Annotated in this window: 8 protein-coding genes; 2 read left to right on the top strand and 6 right to left on the bottom strand. The window is 69.8% G+C overall.

The annotated features are described in order from the left end of the window. Positions 1-146 precede the first annotated feature (146 nt). The 5 genes from rbsD to OG390_RS18770 form a co-directional block, all read right to left on the bottom strand. The gene (gene rbsD / locus OG390_RS18790; RefSeq protein WP_406169380.1) at positions 147-536 is read right to left on the bottom strand and encodes a D-ribose pyranase; all 390 of its coding nucleotides are present in this window, start codon (positions 534-536) and stop codon (positions 147-149) included. After that, positions 533-1,432, bottom strand: a complete 900-nt coding sequence (locus OG390_RS18785; protein ID WP_406169378.1) for a ribokinase — start codon at positions 1,430-1,432, stop codon at positions 533-535. Before OG390_RS18785 ends, rbsD begins: the two co-directional genes overlap by 4 nt. A 94-nt stretch (positions 1,433-1,526) precedes the next feature. Beyond that, positions 1,527-3,476 carry a substrate-binding domain-containing protein gene (locus OG390_RS18780; RefSeq protein ID WP_406169376.1) on the bottom strand — a complete coding sequence of 650 codons (1,950 nt, stop codon included), beginning with the start codon at positions 3,474-3,476 and terminating at the stop codon, positions 1,527-1,529. After that, positions 3,466-4,983, bottom strand: coding sequence for a sugar ABC transporter ATP-binding protein (locus OG390_RS18775; protein WP_406169374.1), 1,518 nt, complete (start codon positions 4,981-4,983; stop codon positions 3,466-3,468). Before OG390_RS18775 ends, OG390_RS18780 begins: the two co-directional genes overlap by 11 nt. Then, the gene (locus OG390_RS18770) at positions 4,980-5,996 is read right to left on the bottom strand and encodes a LacI family DNA-binding transcriptional regulator (RefSeq protein WP_406169372.1); all 1,017 of its coding nucleotides are present in this window, start codon (positions 5,994-5,996) and stop codon (positions 4,980-4,982) included. The genes OG390_RS18775 and OG390_RS18770 overlap by 4 nt, the downstream gene beginning before the upstream one ends. Before the next feature lie 174 nt (positions 5,997-6,170). On the opposite strand from OG390_RS18770, the gene OG390_RS18765 reads away from it, so the two are divergent. Next, positions 6,171-8,429, top strand: a complete 2,259-nt coding sequence (locus tag OG390_RS18765) for an ATP-dependent RecD-like DNA helicase (protein ID WP_406169370.1) — start codon at positions 6,171-6,173, stop codon at positions 8,427-8,429. Between the two features lie 276 nt (positions 8,430-8,705). After that, positions 8,706-9,995: a citrate synthase gene (locus tag OG390_RS18760; RefSeq protein WP_406169368.1), complete on the top strand. Its 1,290-nt coding sequence runs from the start codon at positions 8,706-8,708 to the stop codon at positions 9,993-9,995. 594 nt (positions 9,996-10,589) lie between these two features. Here the strand turns inward: OG390_RS18760 and OG390_RS18755 are convergent. Further along, entirely contained in the window at positions 10,590-12,857 is a 2,268-nt protein-coding gene (locus OG390_RS18755) for a heavy metal translocating P-type ATPase (protein ID WP_406169367.1), read from the bottom strand. Positions 12,858-12,910 lie beyond the last annotated feature (53 nt).

Below are 12,910 nucleotides of genomic sequence, written 5' to 3'. Positions count from 1 at the left end.
CACCTCGCGGGTCGTACTTGGCATCAGGACTTCTGGAGGGGGATCTGGGGGGATCGCGGGGGTTCTGAATGTGGAGGGGAAAGCCGAGGGGCCCGGTCGACGGACCGGGCCCCTCGAAGTTTTCTGGGCGCCGTATCGGCGGTGGCTCAGAAGAACACTCCGCAGCGCAGCAGTACGTTCGCGTACGGCCGTGCCTCGCCGGTGCGGACGATCAGGTGGGCGTGGGCCGACAGTGACTTCAGTTTCTCGTGCGGGACCAGCTCCAGGGCGGGGAAATGTCCCTCCAGCAGCGCGGTCGCCCGCGGGTTCGCCTCGCGGACCTCGGTGGCGGCCGTCGCGCCCTCCACCACCAGTTCGTCCAGCAGCCCGTCGAGCACCTGAGCGAAGGACGGCACCCCGGCCCGGAAGGCCAGGTCCACCACCCGCGGGCCCGCCGGTATCGGCATTCCCGCGTCGCACACCAGCACCTCGTGCCGGTGCCCCAGCTCGGCGAGCGCGCCCGCGAGATGACGGTTGAGGATTCCGGCCTTCTTCACGGGGACGCGACCTCCCCGGCGGTGGGGAAGGATTCCTGGGCGCCGGGGCGGGTGACGGCGGCCGCCCCGACCCGCGCGGCGTACGCGGCGGCGTCGGACAGGGACTCCGACTGTCCGAGCCGCCAGGCCAGCGCCGCCGTGAACGCGTCGCCCGCCCCCGTCGTGTCCACGGCGTCGACCTTCACCGACGGCACTCGGGCGACGCCCTCCGCGGAGGCGACGAGCGCGCCCTCCTCGCCCAGCGTGACGACCACCGAGCGCGGGCCGAGGGCCAGCAGGGCCCTCGCCCAGTCCTCGGGGGAGTCCCCGAGAGCCGCACCGGCGATCACTCGTGCCTCGTGCTCGTTCACGATCAGCGGGTCGCAGGCCGCGAGGACCTCGGTGGGCAGCGGGCACGGTGGTGAGGGGTTCAGTACGAAACGGCTGCCGGGAGCGAGACGCCGTACGACCTCCACGACCGTCTCCAGCGGGATCTCCAGCTGTGCCGAGACCACCCGGGAAGCCTGGAAGAGGCTCCCGGCGGCCCGCACGTCCCCGGGCGTGAGCCGGCCGTTGGCCCCCGGCGAGACCACGATGCTGTTGTCCCCGGACGGGTCCACCGTGATCAGCGCGACCCCGGTGGGCGCCCCGCCGACCAGCACGCCCACGGTGTCGACGCCGGCCTCTCGCTGCGAGTCGAGCAGCAGCCGGCCGTGCGCGTCGTCGCCGACCCGGGCCAGCAGGGCCGTACGGGCCCCGAGGCGGGCGGCGGCGACCGCCTGGTTGGCGCCCTTGCCGCCGGGGTGGACGGCGAGGTCGGAGCCGAGCACCGTCTCTCCGGCCGCGGGCCTGCGCTCGACCCCGATCACCAGGTCGGCGTTGGCCGATCCCACGACCAGAAGGTCGTAGTCGTACATGAACTGTCTCCCTGCATAGGTGAGTTGGTGCGCGGGTGCGGGCGGATCCCCTCGGATCCGCCCGCACCGTCTGCCGCCTGCCGGCCGGCGACGGTCAGCCGCCGAACCCGGCCACGTTCTCCTTGGTGACCACCTTCACCGGCACCTTCACCGTCTCCTGGACCTTCTTGCCCTCGGCGGCCTTCAGTGCGTTGTCCACCGCGATCCGGCCGAGTTCCTTCGGCTGCTGGGCGACGGACGCGTACAGCGTGCCCGCCTGGACCGCCTTGAGGCCGTCGGGGGTGCCGTCGAAGCCGATGACGGAGACCGACTTGCCCGCCTTGGAGCCGAGCGCCTTGATCGCGCCGAGCGCCATCTCGTCGTTCTCGGCGAAGACGCCCTGGATGTCGGGGTGCGCCTGGAGCAGGTTCGTCATCACGTCGAGACCCTTGGTGCGGTCGAAGTCCGCGGGCTGCTGGGCGACGACCTGGATGCCGGGGTAGGCCTTCAGGCCCTCGGCGAAGCCCGCGCCGCGCTCGCGGCTGGCGGATGTACCGGCCAGGCCCTGCAGGATCACGATCTTGCCCTTGCCGCCCAGCTTCTCGGCGAGCGCCTTGGCGCCCAGCTTGCCGCCCGCGATGTTGTCGGAGGCGACGAGCGCGGCCGTGTTCGCCTTGTTCACGCCTCGGTCGACGCCGACGACGGGGATGTCGGCCTTGTTCGCCGCGCGGACCGCCGGACCCGCCGCGTCCGAGTCCACCGGGTTGACGATGATCGAACCGAGGCTCGAACTGGTGAAGTTCTGCAGCTGGTTGGCCTGCTGCGAGGCGTCGTTCTGCGCGTCCGTGACGGTCAGGTCCACGCCGAGCTTCTTCGCCTCCTGCTGGGCGCCCGCCTTGATCTGGACGAAGAAGGGGTTGTTCAGGGTCGACAGGGACAGGCCCACCTTCTGGGTCGTCGAGGACGAGCCGGTGTGCAGGAACGACATCGCGCCGACGACCGCCGCCGCGACCACGGCCGCGACGATGTAGGTCGCCGCCTGCTTGCCCTTGCCGCCCGGCGTGCCGGCACCGGCGGCCGCCGGAGTCGCCCCGGCCTTGCGACGCACCGTGTCGAGCAGCACCGCCAGCGCGATCACGACACCGATGACGACCTGCTGCCAGAAGGCGGACACGGACAGGAGGTTGAGCCCGTTGCGCAGCACCGCCAGGATCAGCGCGCCGATCAGCGTGCCGGACGCCTTGCCCGTGCCGCCCGCGAGCGAGGCGCCGCCGATGACGACCGCGGCGATCGCGTCGAGCTCGTAGCCCTGCGCGGCCTGCGGCTGCGCGGAGGAGAGCCGGGAGGCGAGCACGATGCCCGCGGCGGCCGCGAAGAGGCCGGAGAGCGCGTAGATCGCGAGCTTCTGCTTCTTCACCCGGAGGCCGGACAGACGCGCGGCCTCCTCGTTGCCGCCGATCGCGTACATGGAGCGGCCGATGTACGTACGGCCCAGGATCACGGCCGTGATCAGGCCCATGACGACCATCACGAGGACCGGCACCGGCAGCCAGCCGCCGAGGGTGTCACCGAGGTGCGAGACCGAGTCGGGGAAGGCGATCGGGCTGCCCTGCGAGATCACCAGGGAGAGGCCGCGACCCACCGAGAGCATGGCGAGCGTCGCGATGAACGGCGGTAGCTTCCCGTACGCGATCAGTACGCCGTTGACCAGGCCGCACGCTATGCCGGTGGCGACCGCGAGGATCACCGCGATCCAGACCGGGACGCCCTCCGAGGTCGCCATCCAGGCAAGGACGGTGGCCGACAGCGCGGCGACCGAGCCGACCGACAGGTCGATGCCCGCCGAGACGATCACGAAGGTGACGCCGAAGGCGAGGATGGCGGTGACGGCCGCCTGGACGCCGATGTTGAGCAGGTTGTCGGTCGTCAGGAAGTCGCCGGACAGTGCCGACATCGCGATGACGAGGGCGATGAGCGCGGTGAGCGCTCCGTTGTCGAGCAGGAGGCGGCGGACCGCCGAGGCGCCACCCGCGCCCGATGCGCTCAGATGCGTGTCAGTGGCCACGAGGGGCCTCCCTTTCAGTGTTCGTGCTGACGGCGAGGGCCATCACGGAGTCCTGCGTCGCTTCGTCGGCGCAGAGTTCGCCCGCGATCCGGCCCTGGGCCATCACCAGGACCCGGTCGCTCATGCCCAGCACCTCGGGCAGATCGCTGGAGATCATCAGGACGGCGGCACCGGCTGCCGTCAGTTCGTTGATCAGCTGGTAGATCTCGACCTTGGCGCCGACGTCGATGCCGCGGGTCGGCTCGTCGAGGATCAGCACCTTGGTGTCGGCGAGCAGCCACTTGCCGATGACGACCTTCTGCTGGTTGCCGCCGGACAGGGTGCGTACGTGCTGGCCGAGGCCCGCCATCCGCACGCCGAGCTGCTCGGCGATCCGCGCGGCGGCCTCCCGCTGCCCCTTGAGGTCGACGAGTCCGCCGCGGGTGGCGGCACGCATCGTGACCAGGCCGAGGTTCTCCTCGACGGAGGCGTCCAGCACGAGGCCCTGGCCCTTGCGGTCCTCGGGGACAAGCCCGATGCCGGCCTCCATGGCGGCGTTCACGTCGTGGCGGCGCAGCGCGGAACCGGCGACCTTCACGGCGCCCTTGTCGTAGGGATCGGCGCCGAAGAGCGCGCGTACGACCTCGGTGCGTCCGGCTCCCACGAGCCCCGCGATGCCGACCACCTCACCGGCCCGCAGCTCGAAGCTCACATCGTGGAAGACACCGTCCTTGGTGAGCCCCTCGACGGTGAGCAACGCGGCCCCGGCGTCCGCCCGTTCGCGCGGATACTGCTGCTCGATGGACCGGCCCACCATGAGGCGTACGAGTTCGTCCTCGGGTGTGGACGCGGGCACCTTGCCGACGCTCCTGCCGTCCCGGATGACCGTGACCCGGTCCCCCAGGGCGGCGATTTCTTCCAGATGGTGCGTGATGAAGACGATGCCGACACCGTCCTCGCGCAGCTGGCGCACGATGGTGAAGAGTTTTTCGACCTCTTCGGAGGTGAGCACCGCGGTCGGCTCGTCCATGATCAGGACGCGCGCGTTCAGGCTCAGCGCCTTCGCGATTTCGACCATCTGCAGGCGCGCGATGCCGAGTTCACGCACCCGCGCGCGGGGGGACACGTTGACCCCGACGCGCTTCAGCAGCTCGGCGGCCTCGGCCTCCATCGTCTTGCGGTCGATCAGCCCGAAACGGCGCGGCTGCCGGCCCAGGAAGATGTTCTCGGCGACCGTGAGATCGGGGACGAGGTTGAACTCCTGGTAAATGGTCGCGATCCCGAGGCGCTCGGAGTCCTGCGCACGCTGGATGCGGACCTCCGCGCCGTCGACGAGGACGCGCCCGGCGTCGGGGTGGTAGGCGCCGGAGAGCATCTTGATCAGCGTGCTCTTGCCCGCGCCGTTCTCGCCGAGCAGTACGTGCACCTCGCCGCGGCGCAGATCGAAGTCGACGCTGTCGAGCGCGACCACGCCGGGGAAGGTTTTGCGTATGCCCTCGATGCGCAGCAACTCGTCCAGGTTGCTCACGGCTGGCTCCTGTTCGTTACGGGGGACTCGCCGCACGAGCGGCGTACGACGAGACGGGCGGGGAGGTCGACGGACTGCGGGGGCCGCCCTTCGATGCGGTCGACCAGGGCGCGTACGGCGGCCCGGCCCAGCTCGCCCGTCGGCTGGGCGATCGCGGTGATCGGCGGATCGGTGTGCACGAACCACGGGATGTCGTCGAAGGCGGCGAGCGCGATGTCGTCGGGAACCCGCAACCCGCGCGCGCGGATGGCGTCCAGCGCGCCGAGCGCCATCAGGTTGTCCGCGGCGAAGACGACCTCGGGCGGTTCGGCCAGGTCGAGGAACCCCTCGGTGACCCGACGGCCGCTCTCGGCCTGGAAGTCGCCCTGGCCTATGTAGGCCTCCGGGAGGGGAATCCCGTACTCGGCCATGGCCTCGCGGAAGGCCTCGACACGCTCGCTGCCGGTCGTGGTGGCCGCCGGCCCCGCGATGATGGCGAGCCGCCGGTGCCCGAGAGCGTGCAGATGGGCGACCAGGTCACGCACGGCGGCGCGCCCGTCCGCCCGGACGACGGGCACGTCCACGCCCGCGATCCAGCGGTCCACGAAGACCATCGGCGTCCCCGCGCGCGCGACGTCCAGCATCCCGGGCGAGCCGCCGTCGGTGGGGGAGACAAGGAGGCCGTCGATGCGGCGGTCCAAGAGCGTACGGACATGGTGGTCCTGCAGATCGGGCCGCTCGTCGGCGTTACCGATGATGACGCTGTAGCCGAGCGCGCGGGCCTCCTCCTCGACGGAGCGGGCCAGCTCGGTGAAGTACGGGTTGAGCACGTCGCTGATGACGAGGCCCAGGGTGCGGGTCTGGTCGGTGCGCAGGGAGCGGGCGACGGCGTTCGGGCGGTAGCCCAGCGCCTGTACGGCGGCCAGCACCCGGGTGCGTGCGTCCGCGCTGACCGACGGATGGTCGTTCAGGACCCGCGAGACCGTGGCGACGGATACGCCGGCCTCGGCGGCAACGTCCTTGATGCTCGCCATCACCGCTCCACCTCCTCGTGGAATCGATTACACGAAGGATTGGAATCGATTACATGAAAGTTCACAAGGCCCCGAGATCGGATCGTGATGAAGTCGTCCACAGCGTCGACGCACTCGAGGCGGAGCCGTCCCCGGCGTCCGCGCGATGTCGGAGGCGGGCGGTAGCGTCGGATCATGTCCAATCAGGCGGGAAACCGGCAGGTGCACCTGGCGGTCGTGGAAGGCGTACTGGAGCGCATCACCTACGCCAACGAGGAGAACGGGTACACGGTCGCCCGGGTCGACACCGGCCGAGGCGCCGCCGACCTGCTCACGGTCGTGGGCTCCCTCCTCGGCGCCCAGGTGGGGGAGTCGCTCCGCATGGAGGGCCGCTGGGGCTCCCACCCGCAGTACGGCAAGCAGTTCACCGTGGAGAACTACACGACGGTCCTCCCGGCCACCGTCCAGGGCATCCGCCGCTATCTCGGCTCCGGACTGGTCAAGGGCATCGGCCCGGTCTTCGCCGACCGCATCACCCAGCACTTCGGCCTGGACACCCTCCAGATCATCGAGGAGGAGCCGAAGCGGCTGATCGAGGTGCCGGGCCTCGGCCCCAAGCGCACCAAGAAGATCGCCGACGCCTGGGAGGAGCAGAAGGCGATCAAGGAGGTCATGCTCTTCCTCCAGACCGTCGAGGTGTCCACGTCCATCGCGGTCCGCATCTACAAGAAATACGGCGACGCGTCGATCTCGGTCGTCAAGAACCAGCCCTACCGCCTCGCGGCCGACGTCTGGGGCATCGGTTTCCTCACCGCCGACAAGATCGCCCAGTCCGTCGGCATCCCGCACGACAGCCCCGAGCGTGTCAAAGCCGGGCTCCAGTACGCGCTATCGCAGTCCACCGACCAGGGCCACTGCTATCTCCCCGAGGAGCAGCTGATCGCCGACGCGGTGAAGCTGCTCCAGGTGGACACGGGCCTGGTCATCGAGTGCCTGGCCGAGCTGGCGGCGCCGGTCGAGGACGGCGAGGACCCCGGTGTCGTCCGGGAGAAGGTCCCGGGCCCCGACGGCGGCGCCCCGGTGACGGCCATCTACCTGGTCCCCTTCCACCGGGCCGAACTCTCCCTCTCCGCCCAGCTGTTGCGCCTCCTGCGCAGCGACCAGGACCGCATGCCCGGCTTCCACGACGTGGCCTGGGACAAGGCGCTGGCGTGGCTGAAGGGGCGTACGGGCGCGGAGTTGGCCCCCGGGCAGGAGGAGGCCGTCCGCCTCGCGCTCACCAAGAAGGTCGCCGTGCTCACCGGAGGCCCCGGCTGCGGCAAGTCGTTCACGGTCCGCTCGATCGTGGAACTGGCGCGCGCCAAGCGGGCGAAGGTGGTCCTGGCCGCTCCCACGGGCCGGGCCGCCAAGCGCCTCGCCGAGCTGACCGGCGCCGACGCCTCCACCGTGCACCGGCTCCTGGAGCTCAAGCCGGGCGGTGACGCGGCCTATGACAAGGACCGCCCGCTGGACGCCGACCTGGTGGTTGTGGACGAGGCCTCCATGCTCGACCTTCTGCTCGCCAACAAGCTGGTCAAGGCGGTGGCTCCGGGCGCCCATCTGCTGTTCGTGGGAGACGTCGACCAGCTCCCCAGCGTCGGCGCGGGCGAGGTCCTGAGGGACCTGCTCGCCGACGGGAGCCCCATCCCCTCCGTCCGCCTCACCCAGGTCTTCCGCCAGGCCCAGCAGTCCGGGGTGGTGACGAACGCGCACCGGATCAACTCCGGGCAGCACCCGGTCACCGACGGCATGAAGGACTTCTTCCTTTTCGTCGAGGACGACACCGAGGAGGTGGGCCGGCTCACGGTGGACGTGGCGGCGCGACGGATTCCGGCCAAGTTCGGCCTCGACCCGCGCCGGGACGTACAGGTCCTGGCCCCCATGCACCGGGGGCCGGCCGGCGCGGGCAACCTCAACGGCCTGCTTCAGCAGGCCATCACGCCCGGCCGCCCGGACCTCGCCGAGAAGCGCTTCGGCGGCCGCGTCTTCCGGGTCGGCGACAAGGTCACCCAGATTCGCAACAATTACGAGAAGGGCGAGAACGGCGTCTTCAACGGCACCGTGGGCGTCGTCACCTCGCTCGATCCGGTCGAACAGCGTCTGACGGTGCTGACGGACGAGGACGAGGAGGTGCCGTACGACTTCGACGAACTCGACGAGCTGGCCCACGCGTACGCGGTGACCATCCACCGCTCCCAGGGCAGCGAGTACCCGGCGGTGGTGATCCCCGTCACCACGAGCGCGTGGATGATGCTCCAGCGCAATCTGCTCTATACAGCCGTCACCCGCGCCAAGAAGCTGGTCGTCCTCGTGGGCTCCCGCAAGGCGATAGGCCAGGCGGTGCGCACGGTGTCGGCCGGACGGCGCTGCACAGCCCTGGACTTCCGGCTCAGACCCCGCTCTGCGGAGGGCTGACGCGGTCGCCCGGAGCGTCGGCAACGGCCTTGATTCGGCGGCTCGGAGGCCTGCGCGGGCAGGCATCGCAAAAAATGATCGATCAAATGAGTCGCAAAGGTCACACAGCACTTCCGGAACCAGGGCGAAGGGGGGCAGGATGAGCAGGTTGGCGGCACTGAGTGCCGCCAATAGGCCCAATGGTCGACCCCGAGTGCACTCTCCAGGGCCAAATGGGGGATGGTAGAGACAGTCAGGGCACCTCGAAGAAGAGGCACAACGTCGGTGAGGGATGACGTGAGCGACAACTCTGTAGTACTGCGGTACGGCGATGGCGAGTACACCTACCCGGTGATCGACAGCACCGTCGGCGACAAGGGCTTCGACATCGGGAAGCTCCGCGCCCAGACCGGGCTGGTGACGCTGGACAGCGGGTACGGCAACACCGCCGCTTATAAATCCGCGATCACCTACCTCGACGGTGAGCAGGGCATCCTCCGGTACCGCGGCTACCCGATCGAGCAGCTGGCCGAGCGCTCCACCTTCCTTGAGGTGGCCTCTCTGCTGATCAACGGCGAGCTGCCGAACGTGGACGAGCTCTCCACCTTCAAGAACGAGATCACGCAGCACACCCTGCTGCACGAGGACGTCAAGCGCTTCTTCCAGGGCTTCCCGCGTGACGCCCACCCGATGGCGATGCTGTCGTCGGTGGTCAGCGCCCTGTCGACGTTCTACCAGGACAGCCACAACCCCTTCGACGAGAAGCAGCGTCACCTCTCGACGATCCGCCTTCTCGCCAAGCTTCCGACGATCGCGGCGTACGCCTACAAGAAGTCGATCGGTCACCCCTTCGTCTACCCGCGCAACGACCTCGGGTACGTCGAGAACTTCCTGCGCATGACCTTCTCGGTCCCGGCCCAGGAGTACGACCTCGACCCGGTCGTGGTCTCGGCGCTCGACAAGCTGCTGATCCTGCACGCGGACCACGAGCAGAACTGTTCGACCTCCACCGTGCGCCTGGTGGGTTCCTCGCAGGCGAACATGTTCGCCTCGATCTCCGCCGGTATCTCCGCCCTCTGGGGCCCGCTGCACGGTGGCGCCAACCAGTCGGTGCTGGAGATGCTCGAGGGCATCCAGGCCAACGGCGGCGACGTCGACTCCTTCATCCGCAAGGTGAAGAACAAGGAGGACGGCGTCCGCCTGATGGGCTTCGGCCACCGCGTCTACAAGAGCTTCGACCCCCGGGCGAAGATCATCAAGGCGGCGGCGCACGATGTCCTCTCGGCGCTCGGCAAGTCCGACGAGCTGCTCGACATCGCGCTCAAGCTGGAGGAGCACGCGCTCTCCGACGACTACTTCGTCTCGCGCAACCTCTACCCGAACGTGGACTTCTACACCGGTCTGATCTACCGGGCCATGGGCTTCCCGACCGAGATGTTCACGGTCCTGTTCGCCCTCGGCCGCCTGCCGGGCTGGATCGCCCAGTGGCACGAGATGATCAAGGAGCCCGGCTCCCGCATCGGCCGCCCGCGCCAGATCTACACGGGCGTCGTCGAGCGCGACTTCGTCCCGGTCGAGGCGCGCTGAGCCCCTGAGTTTCACCGACGTCTCCGTACGCGTGCAGTCGTACGGAGACGTCGCCGCGAGCGGCACACAAGCTGCACAGCTGAGAAAAACGGAAAGCGCCCCGCTACCGGTCCCCCCACGGGCCGGCAGTCGGGGCGCTTTCCTTGTCCCGGTACGGATTCCCCCCACGGGATCCGGCCGGGCGTCTGTGGACAGCGCCTGAATCGCTGCGAACTGGCTGCGAGCCGAACGAGCAGAACTCGCGGTACTGCGGCACTGCGATGCGATCTGCCGGGACGCGCACGAGTCGGGAGGGCCGCTCAAAGCTCTCCGGTGTACGTGCCCCGGCAACGCAATTTCCAGGAACGTCCCCCAAGACGTCCCCAGATGTCAGTCACGCCCCCCAAGACGCTTCTGACATCGCCAACTTAGACTCACGAACCCCTTCGATGGTTACGTTCACATCACTGTGATCTGCGTCTCTTGCATATGTCCTGAAGATACGCAAGAGCCCCGATACGGTAATCGGGGCTCAAGCGTAAGGAAGATGCGCGAGCCTTGTGAAGAGCTTATGTGAGCCTGCCGTTGGACTCTAGAGGGACTCTTACCCCATCGTCATGAGAATGTCCTGAGCCGAAGACTGTTCGTCACCACGAACACCGACGAGAAGGCCATCGCGCCCCCCGCGATCATGGGGTTCAGCAGTCCGGCGGCGGCCAGCGGCAGCGCCGCCACGTTGTACCCGAAGGCCCAGACGAGATTTCCCTTGATCGTCGCGAGCGTCCGCCGCGACAGCCGGATCGCATCCGCGGCCACCCGCAGGTCCCCGCGCACCAGCGTCAGATCGCTCGCCTCGATCGCCGCGTCCGTGCCCGTGCCCATCGCCAGGCCCAGGTCGGCGGTGGCCAGCGCCGCCGCGTCGTTGACCCCGTCGCCGACCATCGCGACGCTCCGACCCTCGCTCTGCAGTCGCTTGACGACGTCGACCTTGTCCTCGGGCAGCACCTCCGCGATCACGTCCGCGGAGTCGATGCCGACGGCACGCGCCACGGCCTGGGCGACCGCCCGGTTGTCGCCGGTGAGCAGAACCGGCGTGAGCCCCAGGGCGCGCAGCGCGCGGACGGCCTCGGCGCTGGTCTCCTTGATCGCGTCGGCGACGGTCACGACACCGAGTGCCACACCGTCCCGGGCGACCACGACGGCCGTACGCCCCTCCGCCTCGGCGGCGCTCTTCGCGCCCGCCAGCTCGTCCGGGAGCACCTCCAGGAACCGGCCCACCGTGACCTCGTGACCGTCCACGCGCCCGCGTACCCCACGCCCGGGCACGTTCGCGAAGTGCTCCACCGCGGGAAAGGCGCCGGCACGCTCCTGAGCGCCCGCCGCGATCGCCTGGGCAATCGGATGCTCGGAGGCGTGCTCCAGGGCGCCGGCGAGCCGCAGAACATCCTTCTCGGCGGTGCCGTCGACGACGTACACCTCTTGAAGTCTCATCCGTCCCGTCGTCACCGTCCCGGTCTTGTCCAGGACGACGGTGTCGACGCGGCGCGTGGACTCCAGGACCTCGGGGCCCTTGATGAGGATGCCGAGCTGGGCGCCGCGGCCCGTGCCGACCATCAGGGCGGTGGGTGTGGCCAGGCCCAGCGCGCACGGGCACGCGATGATCAGCACCGCGACCGCCGCGGTGAAGGCCGCGACGATGTCCCCCGCGGCCGCGAGCCAGACCCCGAACGTGGCCAGCGCGATCAGCAGCACCACCGGTACGAAGATCCCGGAGATCCGGTCGGCGAGGCGCTGCACCTCGGCCTTGCCGTTCTGCGCGTCCTCGACGAGCCTCGCCATCCGCGCGAGCTGGGTGTCCGCGCCGACCCGGGTGGCCTCGACGACGAGCCGGCCCCCGGCGTTCACGGTCGCGCCGGTCACGGCGTCGCCGACGGTCACGTCCACCGGCACGGACTCGCCCGTCAGCATGGCGCCGTCGACGGCGGAGGAGCCCTCCACCACCGTCCCGTCGGTGGCGATCTTCTCGCCGGGCCGTACGACGAACCGGTCGCCGACCGTGAGCTGTGCGACGGGGACGCGGACCTCACGTCCATCCCGCAGCACGGCGACGTCCTTCGCGCCCAGCTCCATCAGGGCGCGCAGCGCCGCACCCGCGCGCCGCTTGGAGCGGGCCTCCAGATAGCGGCCGAGCAGGATGAACGCGACCACCCCGGCGGCGACTTCGAGGTAGATCGTCGAGGCGCCGTCCATACGGGAGACGGTGAGCCTGAACTCGTCGTGCATGCCCGGCATGCCCGCTTCCCCGAAGAACAGCGCCCACAGCGACCAGCCGAACGCGGCGAGTGTGCCGACCGAGACCAGCGTGTCCATGGTGGCCGCGCCGTGCCGCGCGTTCGTCAACGCGGCCTTGTGGAAGGGCAGCCCGCCCCAGACGACGACGGGCGCGGCGAGTGTCAGCGAGAGCCACTGCCAGCTGTCGAACTGGAGGGCCGGGATCATGGACAGCAGGACCACGGGGAGGGCGAGCAGGGCGGAGACGACGAGGCGCGCGCGGAGGGAGGCGAGCTCGGGATCCCCCGCGGCCGCGGCCGCTTCCCCGGGCGCTGCGGGCGGTGGGGGTTCCTCGGCCGTGTATCCCGTCTTCACCACGGTGGCGATCAGATCGGCGACCTGTACGCCCTCCGGGTAGGAGACCTTCGCCTTCTCTGTCGCGAAGTTGACCGTGGCGGTGACGCCGTCCATGCGGTTGAGCTTCTTCTCGACGCGGGCCGCGCAGGAGGCGCAGGTCATTCCGCCGATGGAGAGCTCCACTTCCGAGGTCGTGGAGGTCGCGGGCGTCGCGGATGTCTCGGTTATCGGGGTCGCGGGTGCTGCGGTGGTCATGGTCCGGCTCCATTGAAGGAACCGGGCCGTACGGAGCCAGTATCAGCTGGTCG

The organism is Streptomyces sp. NBC_00996 (assembly GCF_045162675.1).
Classification (GTDB): domain Bacteria; phylum Actinomycetota; class Actinomycetes; order Streptomycetales; family Streptomycetaceae; genus Streptomyces.
This window is presented reverse-complemented; position numbering and strand designations above follow the sequence as displayed.

What these genes read in the sequence shown, in the direction of transcription:
- OG390_RS18765 (WP_406169370.1), top strand. Translation starts at nt 6,171, where the DNA reads ATGTCCAATCAGGCGGGAAACCGGCAGGTGCACCTGGCGGTCGTGGAA.
- OG390_RS18770 (WP_406169372.1), bottom strand. Translation starts at nt 5,996, where the DNA reads ATGGCGAGCATCAAGGACGTTGCCGCCGAGGCCGGCGTATCCGTCGCC.
- OG390_RS18755 (WP_406169367.1), bottom strand. Translation starts at nt 12,857, where the DNA reads ATGACCACCGCAGCACCCGCGACCCCGATAACCGAGACATCCGCGACG.
- OG390_RS18785 (WP_406169378.1), bottom strand. Translation starts at nt 1,432, where the DNA reads ATGTACGACTACGACCTTCTGGTCGTGGGATCGGCCAACGCCGACCTG.